The organism is Rhodococcus jostii NBRC 16295 (genome assembly GCF_001894825.1).
GTDB classification, from domain to species: Bacteria; Actinomycetota; Actinomycetes; order Mycobacteriales; family Mycobacteriaceae; genus Rhodococcus_F; species Rhodococcus_F jostii.
The window spans coordinates 1-14160 of the sequence record NZ_BCWY01000101.1 but is presented as its reverse complement, the minus strand read 5'-3'; the positions used below and the strand labels follow the sequence as shown (position 1 = coordinate 14160).

The following is a 14160-nucleotide window of genomic DNA, read 5'->3' as shown; positions in this document are numbered from 1 at the left end:
GATTCAACGGGGTATGTGGATAACCCTCAGTCGCACGTCGCCTGCCGCCCGACCCTCCGCGCAACTCCTGTGTCTTCCCCGCGGTATGACCTGCGGAAACGGCACGTCCCCTTCAGATCAGATCCAGTCTATGTGGACGGAGTCGATGTGGTCGAAGTGGAATCCGAACTGGTCGCTGTACGTGTCGAAGCCCTTGTTCTCGGGGTAGTCGAGGGTGGCGTGCCGCTCGAGCAACGCGACGACACGGGCGTGATCGTCGTTCGCCAGTGCGGCGGCGAGTTCACGGGACTCTTCACTGGTGAACGGGGTGTCGGAGTTCGCGAAGTCCAGGGTGCGGATGCGGTAGTCGTAGCCCTCGTCGGCGCCGTTGCGGACCATGACGCCGCCCTTGACGCGGATGACCGCCTTTTTGGGTGTTCCGTCGGGGCGCAGTACGCCGGCGCGTTTCATGATGTCCTGCGCTTTGACGTTGCGGAGTTTCTTGCTGGCGTCGGCGCGCAACTCGTTCGTTTCCCCGGACCGGTATCGGGAGACCGCGGAGCGGGATCGGCCGATCTTCGCGGCCACAGCGTCGATGCCGCCGAGGCGTTCGATCGCGGCACGGCGTTGCGCACGCTCGAGGACGTCGGCGTGCGGGATGCGGCCTTGCTGGGCCCACCGGCGCAACGTGCGGGCGGACGGCGGTGTGCGGCCGGCATCGATCGCGGCCTGCCGCAGGCCCTCGTTGCCGAGTTCCTTACGCAACTGTTTCACCGAGACCTTGCTGGTCAGACCCGCGAGTCCCCCGCTTTTGACCTGCTTCGACTTCTCCACACCGCTGGTCGCGGCGCTGGCGACGGAAACCTTGAGGCCATCGAGACCGACCGCCTGCTGCGGCGGCTTCGTGGTGCGCGGCTTCGGAAGATGCAGGGCCATCAGTCCTCGTCTTCCTCGGCGAATGCCGCTTTGATCGTGAGTTTCACATCGTGCACGTCCTCCGCCGACGCCAGGTCAGACAGAAGCGTGTCGGTGAGCAGTGTGTCCTTCTCCACCGACATCTTCCCCAGCGCCTCGCTCGGGTCAGCGATGTCCTCACCGCCTGAGAGCAGGTACACCCAGGAGTCGGTGATGGTGCGGACCGGCCAGTGGCCGTGCTCGCGGGCGATCCGCATCGCCACCCGCCGCCCGCGCCACCGGCAGTGGGCGATGATCGCCGCACGCCACAGCGGTTGGTGGTGGTGTTGCATCTGCTTGGCAGTCCACATGTCCGGGTTGACCATCCGCCCGATGTAGCCCTTGTAGCAGGAGCCGATGAAGCTCTTCATTGCGGCGTCCTCGGTGTCAACAGCGCTCTTGCGGGCCTCGCGGAGGATCTTCGCCCACTTGTCCAGTACGCGGCCCTGCTGCGGGTAGACCCAGGCCTCGGTGATGTCGAGGTCGCCCCGGTCGGCGCCGATCCCCCCATCCGCGACCGGTGAGCACAACCCGTCGAGGCTGACCGAGGTGACCCACGTCTGCACCGGCTGATCCGCCCGCATGTGCGGGTGCGGGGGCGGCAGCTTCTCGGGCAGCGACAACGTTTGCCCCGCGGGCAGGGTGATCCGCCACAGCCCGAACGGGGCACCCTTGTCCCCCACCGCCGCCGCGGCCGCCGCCCCACCGGTCAGATGTGTGGGTTGCCCGTAGCCGAATTCGAGCATCCCGGCCGACGCCAGGTAGGCGGCCCGTTGGTCGATGGACACCAACCGGCGTACACCGTCGAGATCCTCCGCGTCGGGCACGCGGACCCAGCCGACCGCGGGTTCGAGCTCCTTGCGGGGAGCACCATCGAGCGGTGGTACCGGGCCGGCGGTCGCCACCACAATGCCCTTGCCCGATCGGGTGCGTTCGCGCTTGATCTTGTCGAGGATCGCGGCGCCGGTGCGGGCCGGTGTCGGCCCGGGCAGTACGCCGAGGTGTTTCGCGGACCACGCCAACCGGCGACCCAACTCACGGGCGGCCGGCAGGTCGTCGTCGGGGAGATACGTTCCGGCGGTGGGTGAGCCGAGAATGCCCATCTCACCGACCCGGTTGTTCCAGCCGAAGTCCTTGTTCCAGTACGTCCACACGTACGGCTCGATCACCACATCGACCATGGAGGTGAACTTGCCGATGCTGCGGGACAGGTGCACCACGTGTCCCGGATCGCCGCGCAACTCCCACCCAGCGCTGAGCATCGGGGTGAGGGCGGCCTGCAGGACCGCGGTCAGCTCGGACGCGGCGCGGGTGCGCAGTGCCTCCATGTCGTCGAAGTCCTCTTCGTTGCCCGGGTCGATCACCCACCCCAACGCCTCACACGCGCCCTGGCCCACGATCCACACCTGCGGTGGCGCGCCCAACGGTTTCAGGGCGGCCCAGCGAACCAGTTTGTCGAGCTTCTCGACCGAATCGACCGGACCGGTCAACTCCCGCCCGGACGGTGTGTACGTCCCCGCGGCGGTCACGATCAACGCGTGCTCGTCCGCCTCGGCACCGACCGGCAGCGACTCCCACACCGGTGCGGGTGGTGTTGTCGTGTCGCTGCCAGCCTCGTCGCCGTCCACCGCTTCGTTGTCCACCTCGGGAGACGGCGACGTCGGGGCATCGTCGGCTTCGGCGACGTCGCACTGCTCGGACGATTCACGGTGTCCGGCAACGGCTGGCCGCGAGCCCGCCTGATCGGCTTCGACGAAGACAGCAGCATCGACGGAGACAGCGTCGTCGACGGGAAGAACGTCGCCGTCGGGAAGAACGTCGCCGTCGGGAAGAACGTCGCCGTCGGGAAGAACGTCGCCGTCGGGAAGAACGTCATCGTCAGGGATAACGTCATCGTCAGGGATAACGTCATCGTCAGGGATAACGTCATCGGTGGAAGAGGGAGATGTCGTCAGGGTTGTCTCGGGCAGTGCGAACAGGGGTATCTGTTCCCACGGACTGCTCATGACTCCTGCTCGGTGATCCGGCCGTCATGATCTGCCGGCGGGACGCTGCAGCGGTCGAAGAACTCCTGCAGGGCCACGTCCACAACGTTGGTCACCGTGGATTGGCGATTGTTCACCAGCCAGTTCAACCGGGCCTCCGTCGAGGCCAGGACGCGGGTATTGAGCGGAACCTTCGTCGGGCCCTTCCTCGGTTCCAGCTTCGCCGTCAATTCCGGACTCGGCGTTCCCGGACCACCGAAGTCTCCCGCACCGGAAGCGCGCTTCGCCGAGCCCGCGGCGGCTCGTCCGGCTCCGGTCGGGCGGCGGCGGGCGCCGCCTCCGGAATTTCCTGTCTTCGCCATCCCCACCCACTCGTGTTCGGTGTGCCGCCCGTGTACGTGCGCGGACATCACCCTACCCACTACGTGCCTTGTTGCAGGTATTTTCGCTGGCATGTTTGCGCGCAGATTTGCGCCCAAGATCTGACCGGGGTGCTACCTCCCGCCGGGGATTGACGCCGCTGGTGGCGACCTCGCCGGAGACACGGCCCGGGCACGTCAGCGCAAGAAACCGTCACGACTCGACAACCGCGGAGTCGTCATTCCACCAGCGTGATCGGCACCCCTGGGGTGATGAACAGGTGGTGCCGGGCGCCGTCATGGGTGAGCGACATCGCCACACCCAGAGTGTGTCCCTCGGCGAACCGTGCGAGCAGCTCCCGGGTGGCCTCGAACCTGGTCTGGCTGATGCCGTAGGTGACGCCATTGAAAATGAGGCTGGGCACGCTAGCTCCTTTGCTGACGGTGGATCGTTGCCGGAAGTCTCGCGGACACCGCTCCTCTGCGAGGACGGACACACCGTCGCGACCCGACGGGGGTTGCCGGTTCGGGGGTTACCAGTGGTAGACGACGGTCGGGTTGGGCTCGTCGCTGCCGACAGGCAATCGGTTGACGGAATCGTGCGCGGCGCAGCGACGCCATTTGGTTGAACTGTTGCGCCGCAGCGCAGCCGAATCCCTCGCCTAGCGACGAGTACGGTCCTTTCGACGAGACGCGCGGACACATCGCATACCCTGGCCCGGTGACCGATCCGACAGATCCCACTGCCGAAGCCGCCATGGTCCTGCTCCGCGAGCACGGGCCCATGCATACCGACGAATGGGCGCGGCGGCTGGTCGCCGAGGGGCACGGCTATCTCGCCGACATGGAGGAACTCGCCGAGTACATCGGCCATCCGCGGCTCGGCTACCTGGCGGACGGTCGCAGCGTGGCCCTCGACGCCCTGCTCGCCGGACGCGTGCTCACCCACCGGCTCACCGACGTGGAAATCGCGTCCGGCATCCTCGACGCCCACCCGGACCTGACGCCCCTGCTGCCGTTCGACGACCACGACCCGGCCGCAGGCGGGCTGAGCACCCTCTTCCGTGACCTCGACGACGACGTGTTCGACGAGCGCGGCGTCGACGATCCCGACTGGCCGACGGACGCGGCGCTGCTGCTCGAACCGGACGCACTCGTCGAATTCCGGGCCGGTGACCTGGTCGCGCTCGCCTTCGTCGACGGCGAGCTGCGGCTCACCGCCGCGGCGGCCCCACCCGCACCCGCACCCGATCTTGCGGTCGCGCTGGCCGACCTGGTGCCGATGGACCGCCCCGAGCCCCTGGACACCATCATCTGGCAGCTGATGGCCGACGACCGGGCCCTGTTCGCGGCGCCGACCACACCGATCGGCGACCTGATCACCGACGCCGGATACGTGTGCAACGGCGACGACATCGCGGTCCGGGGATTCGACTTCACCGCCCATCGCGGGAAAGCGCACGCCGCGACGGTCACGGCGGCTCACCACCTCACCGACGACGAGACGGAAGCGGTCATGGCGTTCATCGCCCTGATCGGCGTGCTCGAGCGCACCCCCGACGACGAGCGCGAGCGCGCTGTCGACGCGGTCGTGACGAGCGCGAGGGACCGGTTCGCCGGGCTCGCCCGCCCGAACGCGGCCCGCGCCGCGTTCGGCGAGGCGTACGCCACCTGCCGCGCCGGCACCGAAACCCTGCGCCTGGCCGCCGCGGTGCTCCGCGACCGCGGTCCCCGCAAGATCGCCCCGACCGCGCATTGGCTGGCGGGCAAGGCGGCCGAACTCGACGGACGGACCGCGGACGCCGAGCGGCACTACGAGCGGGCCCTGGCCGTGGACCCGAACTGGGACGAGGCGCTCGAGGCTTTGGCCCGCTTCGCGTCCGATCGTGGTGACGCGGTGCGAGCGATCGGGCTGCTCGACCGGGTCGAGGGTGCGTATCGCGAACCCATGTACGACCTGCTCCAGTTGTTTCTACCCGTCGACCGGCCGGACCTGGGACGCAACGATCGGTGCTGGTGCGGATCCGGGCGCAAGTTCAAGGCGTGCCACCTCGGCAGGGCCGAGCACCCGCTCGAGCAGCGGGCTGGGTGGCTGTACCAGAAGGCGGGCTCGTTCGCGCAGGGCATCGAGTGGCGGCCGCTGCTGATCTCGCTTGCCCAGATTCGGTCCGCGCACGACGACGATCCGTTCGCGCTGTATCACGCGCTCGACGACCCGCTGGTCGCGGATGTGGTGATGTTCGAGTGCGGAGTGTTCGAGCGGTTCGTCGAGGATCGCGGCGTTCTGCTGCCGGCGGACGAACTGCTCCTCGCGCAGCAGTGGTTGCTCGCCGAGCGGTCGGTGCACGAGGTGGAGGCGGTGCGTCCGGGCGAGGGGCTGACGCTTCGCGACGTGCGCACCGGCGACCGCCTGGAGGTCACCGAGCGGACCGCCAGCAGGCAGTTGCGGGTCGGCGACTTCTTCTGCGCCCGAGTGGTTCCCGCCGGTTCCACGATGCAGATCTTCGGCGGCATCGAACCGATCGAGCCCGGGCAGCGTGGTCGGCTGATCGAGTTGCTCGATTCGGAATCCACCGACCCCGAGGAGCTGGTCGAGTTCCTCAGCGCCCGGTTCGCGCCGCCGCGGCTGGTCACCACCGACGGGCATCCGATGGTGGCGTGCCGGGCCGTGTTCGACGTGGGCGACACCGCCGGGATCCGGCGCAGGCTCAGTCGCCGCTTCGGCGCCGCCGCCGGAGACCGGTGGACCTGGACCGAGCAGGGCAGTGTGCTCGGCGTGCTGAACCTGGCCCGGGACACCGAACCCTGGGTGCTCGAGGTCGAGGCGATGAACGAGCCGCGGTTCGAGTCGCTGGTCGACGCCGTGGGGGCCGCCGATCCCGGGGCGAGACTGCGCGAGCAGACCCGGACGCCGGCAGCGGAGCTGATGGCTCAGGCGCAGGAAAACGTTCGGCCGACACACCCCGTCGACCTCGACCCCGAGGATCCCGCGATCGCGGCGGCACTCGACGAGCACATCCGCAGATACGAGCAACAGTGGCTCGACGACTCGATCCCCGCCCTCGGTGATCACACACCGCGCCAGTGCGCCGCCGATCCCACCCGCCGCGACGACCTGATCCGGCTGCTCGACTCCTTCCCGCAGAAGGAGCGCCCGGGGGCGATGAGCGCGCACCGACTGCGGGAAGCATTGGGACTCTAGAGTTCCGGCTGCCGCCCACGCACCGAACCCGGCGAGTCGTCGCCCAAGGGTGACGACCGTGTCCCGCTCCCGGGGCGAGGGCGAGGGCGGCACGGTGGGCGTCGTTGAGCGGGTTTTCCGCCCGTGCCCGTGTGTCCACCGGGTTCGTAGCGCGGCGAGGTGTCGACCGGGTGCCTGCACGACCGCGGACGGTTGACCCAACCGGCTTCAGGCGACGTCGAGAGCCTGCTCGACGGTCAGCGGTGTGCGGTATGCACTCGGGATGGCGGAGATCCGCACCAAACACGGCGACGACGATCCAGTCGAATCCGATCGGTGCGGGCCGGGACAGAGTTAGACCGTCGATGCGTATCCGATGGTGCGTGCGGCGGTGCGGATGATCGGCCGCACGCGCGGGTGATCGAGTGATCGAGTGAACTCGGGGTCGGTGGGGAACGAGTCGGCGGCGGGGTTCCACAGGACGACGTTCGGACGGCCGGTCATGGTGGACGATACGTACAGACCATCGAGATGCGGCCATGTCAGGTGGATGGTGCGTGCCCAGGTGCGGCACACAGTGCGCGGTCCGTGCAGCAGTGCGTACGAGGCGCGGTGACGTATCAGCCACGTTTCGGTGAGGTTCAGCAAATTCAGGGGACGGGTCGGGCGCCACCCTGTCAGGGCAGGCGCCCCGATCGTGGTGTCGATCGTTCGTGTCGCCTGGTACACCTCGGCCAGCGCGGTGGCGACATCGCAGGCGGCGTAGAGGACCCCGGTCGTGGTCGCTGCCGGGGCGGGGCCGGGATGCGGGTCGTAGCGCATGGACGCGATCGGCCCGTAGGTGCGCAGAGTCCGCCAGGACACCACGTGGGGACCGGTGGTGCGGTGGATCCGCCACAGCACACCGTCGTATGCCAGGACGTCCTCCGGGGCAACGGTGAGCGGGGTCCGCGGTGCCCGCGGAATCTTCGGGTGCCGACCGCTCACCAGGTGTCGAGGGATTCCAGGAGCGCGGCCACCGGTGCCGGGTCCGCCGCCGCGGCCAGATGCTCGAGAGGGGTCCGGTCGCCGAGGTCGGGTTGTGAGGTGTGCATGAGCGCGGCGACCGACACCGGGCTGGCGGTCGAGGGGATGGCCGCCACGACAGTACTGAGTCCCGGCAAGACATCGTCGCTGACGAACTGCCATCGCGGGATGCGGCGGTGCCCGTGCAGATCGAACGCCCACAGCGTGCGCGCGGTGAGCCGCCGGGACACCACCGACCTGTCGATGCCGAGCAGCGCCGCCGCTTCCTTGACGTCCAACGAATCCGCGAGCACCGTCACGGTTTGCCGCGCGATCTCCACCGCGCGAGCGCGGATCTCGGCCACCGACGACCACTGGTCGAGGACTTCGCCGACGCCCTCGCCGGCGTGGGTGCGGAGGAACTCGATCTCTCCAGCCGACAATGTGTCCGACGCGGCGGGTACCGCGGTGAGTGCAGCGTCGAGTTCGCGAAGCATCTCGCGGGCGGTGAGGTCGACGTGATGCTTGGCCAGCAGCGCGTCGAGCGAATCCACCCTCTCCAACGACCTCATATGCACATCTTAGCGTGCTTGTGCACTCTTGTGCACATTAGTCGCCGGAGTTGGCGCCTGCGGGGTCGCGCGAGGCAGCACGAGATTGCATCGCAGCATTCTGATCTCACCGAGCTACATGTCGCCTGGACAGCTTCGGGAGCCCGAAGCCGAGCCGGGACAGCGGCGGGGTTACCCCGGTAATGAAACCCTGTTTCGATAAGGCACCCTCTGGTGGCGATTCGCCTGCTCGAATCCGTTGCCGAGCTACCAGCTCGCGAGCTGCTGACTCCCCGGCCGTTGCGCATCGGTGGCGACTCCCGTCGCCAGCGGCCGCGACGAAACACCGCCCTCAGGACGAAACACCGCCCTCAGAAGGGACCAGGACGCGACACCTCCGCCGAGTAACGCCTTCATCCCCACCAGAGGCATCACGTCATCAGAGGCATCACGTCGTCGGGGCCCTCACGACCCAATGCCCCACAATGTTCCCACTCCAAGGCGCGTCCCCCGCCCCACGCAACGAGGGGCTACCCACCACATCTCGGGAACTGCCCTCTCCACGGCGGCGCACCAGGCCCATCGAATAGCTGAGCCCACACTTGCCGGCGCCCCCACCAGCAGGTGCAACCAGGTGACGCGCATGAGCAGCGTCATCATCAGCTTCCCCAACACTGGTGGCGCATCGAGATGCTCCTCCACCTGGACGAGCGCTGTGTTGTGGAGAACGGGTCGAGGCCTGGGGCTGGCGTGAACCACCGCGCCGCTCTCAGCTGGCGGGGTGGCACCGTTGCTGCGGACCGGGCCGGACGCCTGGTCGGCGTCCGGCTATCCTCGGCGCGGTGAGGTCACCGAATCGTGCGGCGCTCGCGGCCCTGGTCGCCGAGGCCACCGTCGACTGCTACAACGACAGCGAATGCGTCACGGGTTTCTACACCATGCTCGACGACCATCTCGAACTGCCGTTCCAGACATCTGTGTTGGGTGCCCAGGTCACCGTGTCGGGCATCGACCTGGCCGACGAACACATCGTGGTGATCTGCGCGCGTGGCCGGTCGCGACAGCGCATCCCCATCCTCGATCTGCCGTTGCCGACGCCTCCGCCCGCCGGTGCGCAGTGGATCGAGGCATACCGCCACTGGCTGAGGTAGGCGAGGACATGAGTGTGAACACCGGCAACACCGGACCCCTGAGCGCGATCGGCGAGCACCGGATACGAGCGACCGAGCAAGAAGCCTCGCTGAACCTGCACACGGTGCTGCAGCTGTGCGCGGCGGGTGAACTGCGGTGCAGCGAGAAGACCCGCCGCCCCTCCGCGGCGACGGTCGCTGCCGTGGGCTCTCAGCTCGCGCACGGCGACTTCTACCTGCACGACCCGATCGCGTCGTTCGCGTGGCCGCTGATCATCCAGGCCGGTGGGCTCGCCAAGATCGAGGGCGGGCGCCTCCACCTGACCCCCAAGGGCCGCACCGCCCTGCGTCGGCCGCCGGCAGAGGTCATCCGGCAACTGTGGCAGCGCTGGCTTACCCACGCGGTGATCGACGAGTTCAGCCGAATCGAGCAGATCAAGGGCCAGCGCGCACGCAATGTCCTCACCTCGGCCAAGACTCGCCGACAGACGGTCGCGCAGGGATTGGCCAGCTGCCCACCCGGAGAGTGGATCAGCGTGGATTCCCTATTCACGACCATGCGACGGAAAGGGATGAGCCCCACCGTCGCCCGCAGCGAGATGGCGCTGTGGAAGCTCTATCTCGTCGACTCCCACTACGGCAGTTTGGGCTACGACGGCCACCACCGGTGGGAGATCCTCGAGGGCCGCTACACGGCCGCGGTGCTGTTCGAGTACGCCGGCACGCTAGGACTGCTCGACCTCGACTACCTCCACCCCACCGGCGCCCGATCGGACTTCCACGACAACTGGGGCGGCGACGATCTGGACGCGCTGAGCAGGTACGACGGACTGCAGTCGATCCGACTCACCGCCCTGGGCTGCTACGCCCTGGGCCTGACCGACACCTACCACCGGCCCACCGACGACGAGACCACCGCGGCGCTCAAGGTCCTGCCCAACCTCGACGTCGTCGCCACCGGAATCCTGTCCCCCGGTGATCAGCTTCTCCTGTCCGCCTATGCCGCGCACACCGCGGACCGGGTCTGGACCATCTCCGCCGCGAGTCTGTTGTCCGCGATCGATACCGGCCGCAACCTCGAGGACCTCGCCACCTTCCTCGCCCAGCGGACCACTCATGAGCTGCCCGGCTCGCTGACGACCCTCCTCACCGATGTCACCCGCCGCGCCACCCAGCTGACAGACCTCGGCCACGCCCGGGTGATCGAATGCACCGATGACGCACTGGCCGCGCTCATCACCCGCGACCGCGCACTCCGCAACCTGTGCCTCCCGATCGGCGACCGCCATCTCGCGGTCCCACTCGAACACGAACTGAAATTCCGCAGGGCCCTGTTGAAACTCGGCTACGTCCTGCCGAGACAGACCACCCCCTGAGCGACGTCGTCACACACCGCCGGCTCTGCACCCCGTTCTTCCGGAGGTGGGCCGTCGCGGTGGCCGAGTTCGTCTGGTACAGGCGAGCGTTGACGGTGAACGTCCCGGTCCGCCTCCGTTGATGACCATCGCATTCGACGTCACGACGGAATCCGGGTAGGTCGTCGTAGCCGCGACCATCGGCGTCGTCTGCGTCGCAGTCGCGGTGTTGCTCGGGGTGTACATGGATGAGACCAGAGCCTTCATCGATTTCATTTGCACAGCAGCCACGGTCGGCGTGCTCATCGCAGCCGTGGCCGTTGCCTTGGCTGCGGGGACTGTCGAGGACGCGGACCGACCCGGAGCAGCTGCCGCAGCGGACGCGGTCATCACCGGGGCGGTGACCTTCGAGCCGCCGGGACGACCGGTGCAGGGGAGCGTCGAGGACGCCGTTATCACCGGTGCAGCGACGGTCGCGGTTCCGGTCGCTGTCACGACGGCCGCAGGCATCGCCGCCGTTGCAGTCATCATGGGCGGCTGCCGGTTGGCATCTGCCGACACGGCGTGGTCGCCGATCGCCGCGGTCGCGGTCATCGCAACAGCCGAGTCGCGCACCCACGAAGGGACCACCTCTCCCCGCACCCGCGCATTATTGAACTGCTCGGGCACGTCGACCTGAGGAGACCGTCATGGCCCCGGCAACCCCGGATTCGGTGCCCCCTCGGTCGAATGCACTCGGTTGCTGCGGCCGTTCTGACGCGCTCGAAGGTAGCGAGCTGCGAGGAGCTCCACTCCCGACAAGCTTGCATCGTCGGTTCCGATGGGCAGCCGTCACGCGCGGTTCCATGACCACCGCAGCTTCCACGCGAAGCCGAAGGCGGCGATCCTCCCGGATCGGGCCGACCCGTCATTCCACCAGCGTGATCGGCACCCCGGGTGTGCTGATCAGGTGGTGTCGAGCGCCGCCATGGGTGAGGGACATGGTCACTCCCCTGGTGTGTCCCTCGGCGAACCGTGTGAGCAGCTCGCGGTGGCCTCGAATCTGGTGTGGCTGATGTCGTATGTGATGCCGTTGAGAATGAGGCTGGCCACCATACCCTCCTTCTGCTGACCGGTGGATAGTTGCCGAAAGTCTCGCGCACACCCACTCATCCACGAGGACGGACACACCGTCACGGCCCGCAGGGGTGTCGGCTGCGGGGCGGGCTACCAGCGGTAGATGACGCTCGGGTTCGGCTCGTCGCTGCCCCGAATCGCGATCGGAGTCGCCGGCGTAATCAGGAGGCGAACCGTGGAGTTCTGGCTGACGAAACCGACGAATCCGCCGTTGCCGTTGTCTTCGAAGATGCGCCGGACAGCTTCCTCGAGGCCGTGGGCGGCGGCCGCATCGGCGAGCGGATATCGGATTCCGTCGTAGATCGCTTCGTAACTCATGAGCCTTCTCCCGGTGTCGTGGTGCTTACAGCGTAGGAGCGCCACCTTTAGCCGCTTTTGGTGTTATTAGCTTCTTTAGGGTTGGGCAGCGTTTCCGATCCCGCTCCAGCCCGCCGCGGGCGTGCACAGCGGGCGTGCACAGCGGGCGCGGACAGCGGGCGTGGACAGCGGGCGTGGACAGCGGGCGTGGACAGCGGGCACGGACAGCGGGCGTGGACAGCGGGCGTGGACAGCGTCGGCCTCCGATACTGAGCAGGCATCCACCAGGACCATCGGCATTCGGGCCGGTCGGCGGTTACCGTCTGTCGGTATGGGGACCACCTTCCACGGGCCGAGCCCGTGGCCGCACATCACCCGCGCCATCCGCACTCGCGGCGCCCGGTACGCCGCGATCGGCTACCTCGGACAGGACGCACCCGAGCTGCTCCCGCTGCGCGCCGGGGACCTGTTGGTCGTCAACGCCTCCAAGGCCGCGGTCCGGGCGCACGCCACCTCCCCCGCCGCCCTCGCGTACTACGTGAACAAGGGGGTGCGGGTGCTGTCGTCGCCGACCCTGCACGCCAAGGTGATCGCGACCAACACCCGGGCGGTGATCGGGTCGGCGAACGCGTCGGGAAACTCCACCCTGGCCGACGACGCTGTGGTCATCACCGACGACCCCGACATCATCGCCGCGGTTCGGTCATTCATCGACGGCCTCGACGAGATCACCGAGGTCGATCAGGTGTTCCTGGACGACGCGATCCTGGAGTGGGAGATCGGCCGCGCGGTCCCATTACCCGGGGTCACCGGCCGGGTTCGCATCGAGACAGATTTCCTGCCGACGCCGGTGACTCGGATGTTCGTCAAACACGTCGTCGACTACGAACCCACCCGCACCGAACAACAGGTCCTCGACGAGCAGCGGGGCCGGCACCACAGCCGCGGCGGCCCGGCGGCGAAGTATCAGCTCGAATCGCTTCGCCTCGACAGGCCCAGCGGTGTGAAGCGGGGCGACGTGATCGTCTTCGCCGATGACGAGTGGATTTACGCCCCGGCCGTCGTGGTGTCCGACCCGATGAAGATCCCGCGGTCCGGTGGAGCGGTTCTGTACTTCCTGCGCCTGCGCACCGGCCTGTCCCCGCTCCCCCTCGAAGACGCCGAGAAGGCGCTGACCGATCTCGGGCACCCTGGCTCACGGCTGCGGACTGACCACTTCGTCCGCTCCCCTGGCCTTAGGTCCGCGTTGCTGGGGTTGTGGGACCTGTGATCGTCAGCGGGTCTGTGTCAGTGTGAGAGTCAGCGCCGCAAAACCGGAGCGTCGTGCGTTCGTCGCGCCTTGACGGATCCGCCCCAGCGCTCGCGATCCCCGGGGACCGGCGGGGTAGACCCGTTTGGACACCCGTAGAACTGACCTCGCACCAGGCGGGGCGAGCAACTTTAGGTGCGGCCTGGCGGATCCGAACACCCAGAGCATGAGGACGAAACAGCCATGGCCACGACTACGATGCACCGACAGTCACCGAATCCGACGAGACGGACACTTCCCTCGAACAGCTGACCTCCAGCCGGGAAAGGCACCCAGTCACTCGTCGTCGACGTCGAAGACACCGATACCGCCGAATCCTTCGAACTGCCCGGCGCCGATCTATCCGGTGAGAAATTCACCGTCTACGTCATCCCCCAGAGTTGGACGAATTCACTTGCACCAGCTGCTTCCTCGTCCACCACCGCAGCCGCCTCGCCGACGCTGCCCAGGTGGTCTGCCGGGAATGCGCCTAGGACACATCGATTTCCTGAGGGCACCGGGACTTATCGAGACTCCCGAAACACCGAGAACCCCCGCCTCCCGAAACCCCTCGGACGCATCCGCAGGCGGCGCTGTCTGCCGCCGATCACACCCGATGTCTGCTGGGTGTCCGCACAGCCGGATCCGGATCATGGTCGGGCGGTGGGAGCTCGGGTCGATGGTCAGATCTTCGGGATCGGCGAAGATCAGTCGCCCGTCGTCGAGCGCGATTGTGCACGGACGGAATCAGCTCTGATCCCACGGCGATTGCTCGAGACTGTTGAGCTCATCGAGAACCAGGTCGACGGCGGTGGTCGGGATCCGGAAGTTTGTGCCCTCCGATGCCCGGAGGCGGTCGCGGACGTAGGCAAGCATGTCGAGCTCACGCTCGACTTCGGCTGCGGTTCGGTCGTTCACGGTCCCATCATCCTGCCCTGAGTCGGCGGCGAACCTGCGCCG

General features: G+C 67.9%; 14 protein-coding genes and 2 pseudogenes. 7 read left to right on the top strand and 9 right to left on the bottom strand.

All coding sequences use genetic code 11. The features are described 5' to 3' along the window. Positions 1-117 precede the first annotated feature (117 nt). The 4 genes from RJ1_RS38025 to RJ1_RS38010 all read right to left on the bottom strand — a co-directional run bounded on the left by RJ1_RS38025 (position 118) and on the right by RJ1_RS38010 (position 3702). Positions 118-915: a hypothetical protein gene (locus RJ1_RS38025; RefSeq protein ID WP_073368558.1), complete on the bottom strand. Its 798-nt coding sequence runs from the start codon at positions 913-915 to the stop codon at positions 118-120. Then, on the bottom strand, positions 915-2939 hold the full coding sequence (locus tag RJ1_RS38020) for a hypothetical protein (RefSeq protein ID WP_073368556.1): 2025 nt from the start codon (positions 2937-2939) through the stop codon (positions 915-917). Before RJ1_RS38020 ends, RJ1_RS38025 begins: the two co-directional genes overlap by 1 nt. Continuing rightward, the gene (locus tag RJ1_RS38015) at positions 2936-3328 is read right to left on the bottom strand and encodes a hypothetical protein (protein WP_073368553.1); all 393 of its coding nucleotides are present in this window, start codon (positions 3326-3328) and stop codon (positions 2936-2938) included. The genes RJ1_RS38020 and RJ1_RS38015 overlap by 4 nt, the downstream gene beginning before the upstream one ends. A gap of 188 nt (positions 3329-3516) precedes the next feature. Further along, the gene (locus RJ1_RS38010; protein WP_005572022.1) at positions 3517-3702 is read right to left on the bottom strand and encodes a hypothetical protein; all 186 of its coding nucleotides are present in this window, start codon (positions 3700-3702) and stop codon (positions 3517-3519) included. Between the two features lie 296 nt (positions 3703-3998). Between RJ1_RS38010 and RJ1_RS38005 the strand changes: the two genes are divergently transcribed. Continuing rightward, positions 3999-6479 carry an SEC-C metal-binding domain-containing protein gene (locus RJ1_RS38005; protein ID WP_073368551.1) on the top strand — a complete coding sequence of 827 codons (2481 nt, stop codon included), beginning with the start codon at positions 3999-4001 and terminating at the stop codon, positions 6477-6479. 333 nt (positions 6480-6812) lie between these two features. On the opposite strand, the gene RJ1_RS38000 is transcribed toward RJ1_RS38005, so the two are convergent. Next, positions 6813-7445 (bottom strand): RES family NAD+ phosphorylase, encoded by a 633-nt coding sequence (locus RJ1_RS38000; protein ID WP_073368549.1) that lies wholly within the window; start codon positions 7443-7445, stop codon positions 6813-6815. Beyond that, on the bottom strand, positions 7442-8035 hold the full coding sequence (locus RJ1_RS37995) for a helix-turn-helix domain-containing protein (protein ID WP_061043290.1): 594 nt from the start codon (positions 8033-8035) through the stop codon (positions 7442-7444). Before RJ1_RS37995 ends, RJ1_RS38000 begins: the two co-directional genes overlap by 4 nt. An 821-nt stretch (positions 8036-8856) precedes the next feature. Here RJ1_RS37995 and RJ1_RS37990 point away from each other — a divergent pair. From RJ1_RS37990 to RJ1_RS37980, 3 genes are all read left to right on the top strand, one after another. Beyond that, entirely contained in the window at positions 8857-9165 is a 309-nt protein-coding gene (locus RJ1_RS37990; protein WP_061043291.1) for a calcium-binding protein, read from the top strand. Positions 9166-9173: 8 nt separating this feature from the next. After that, positions 9174-10520: a helicase-associated domain-containing protein gene (locus tag RJ1_RS37985; protein ID WP_073368547.1), complete on the top strand. Its 1347-nt coding sequence runs from the start codon at positions 9174-9176 to the stop codon at positions 10518-10520. A 223-nt stretch (positions 10521-10743) separates the two neighbouring features. Next, positions 10744-11178 (top strand): hypothetical protein, encoded by a 435-nt coding sequence (locus tag RJ1_RS37980; protein WP_143048827.1) that lies wholly within the window; start codon positions 10744-10746, stop codon positions 11176-11178. A 68-nt stretch (positions 11179-11246) separates the two neighbouring features. Here RJ1_RS37980 and RJ1_RS49430 read toward each other — a convergent pair. Next, positions 11247-11327: pseudogene (locus RJ1_RS49430) on the bottom strand (ParA family protein); the annotation flags it as partial. On the opposite strand from RJ1_RS49430, the gene RJ1_RS47020 reads away from it, so the two are divergent. Further along, positions 11320-11610: a hypothetical protein gene (locus RJ1_RS47020; RefSeq protein ID WP_170008936.1), complete on the top strand. Its 291-nt coding sequence runs from the start codon at positions 11320-11322 to the stop codon at positions 11608-11610. The pseudogene RJ1_RS49430 and the gene RJ1_RS47020 overlap by 8 nt on opposite strands. Positions 11611-11705: 95 nt before the next feature. Here the strand turns inward: RJ1_RS47020 and RJ1_RS37970 are convergent, their stop codons facing one another. After that, a complete protein-coding gene (locus RJ1_RS37970) occupies positions 11706-11933 on the bottom strand; it encodes a hypothetical protein (RefSeq protein WP_061043295.1) in 228 nt (75 codons plus the stop codon). A gap of 310 nt (positions 11934-12243) precedes the next feature. Between RJ1_RS37970 and RJ1_RS37965 the strand changes: the two genes are divergently transcribed. Together RJ1_RS37965 and RJ1_RS37960 are read left to right on the top strand one after the other, a co-directional pair. Beyond that, a complete protein-coding gene (locus tag RJ1_RS37965) occupies positions 12244-13182 on the top strand; it encodes a phospholipase D family protein (protein WP_073368543.1) in 939 nt (312 codons plus the stop codon). A 230-nt stretch (positions 13183-13412) separates the two neighbouring features. Next, positions 13413-13694: pseudogene (locus RJ1_RS37960) on the top strand (DUF4193 domain-containing protein); the annotation flags it as partial. 253 nt (positions 13695-13947) lie between these two features. Here RJ1_RS37960 and RJ1_RS47015 read toward each other — a convergent pair. Next, positions 13948-14160: hypothetical protein (locus tag RJ1_RS47015; protein WP_073368541.1), on the bottom strand; the 213-nt coding region annotated here is incomplete at its 5' end.

Bases quoted from the DNA above. Each gene is read 5' to 3' on its own strand.
- RJ1_RS38025 (WP_073368558.1), bottom strand. From the start codon at position 915: ATGGCCCTGCATCTTCCGAAGCCGCGCACCACGAAGCCGCCGCAGCAG.
- RJ1_RS38020 (WP_073368556.1), bottom strand. From the start codon at position 2,939: ATGAGCAGTCCGTGGGAACAGATACCCCTGTTCGCACTGCCCGAGACA.
- RJ1_RS38015 (WP_073368553.1), bottom strand. From the start codon at position 3,328: ATGTCCGCGCACGTACACGGGCGGCACACCGAACACGAGTGGGTGGGG.
- RJ1_RS37995 (WP_061043290.1), bottom strand. From the start codon at position 8,035: ATGAGGTCGTTGGAGAGGGTGGATTCGCTCGACGCGCTGCTGGCCAAG.
- RJ1_RS37985 (WP_073368547.1), top strand. From the start codon at position 9,174: ATGAGTGTGAACACCGGCAACACCGGACCCCTGAGCGCGATCGGCGAG.
- RJ1_RS37980 (WP_143048827.1), top strand. From the start codon at position 10,744: ATGGATGAGACCAGAGCCTTCATCGATTTCATTTGCACAGCAGCCACG.
- RJ1_RS47020 (WP_170008936.1), top strand. From the start codon at position 11,320: ATGGGCAGCCGTCACGCGCGGTTCCATGACCACCGCAGCTTCCACGCG.
- RJ1_RS37970 (WP_061043295.1), bottom strand. From the start codon at position 11,933: ATGAGTTACGAAGCGATCTACGACGGAATCCGATATCCGCTCGCCGAT.
- RJ1_RS37965 (WP_073368543.1), top strand. From the start codon at position 12,244: ATGGGGACCACCTTCCACGGGCCGAGCCCGTGGCCGCACATCACCCGC.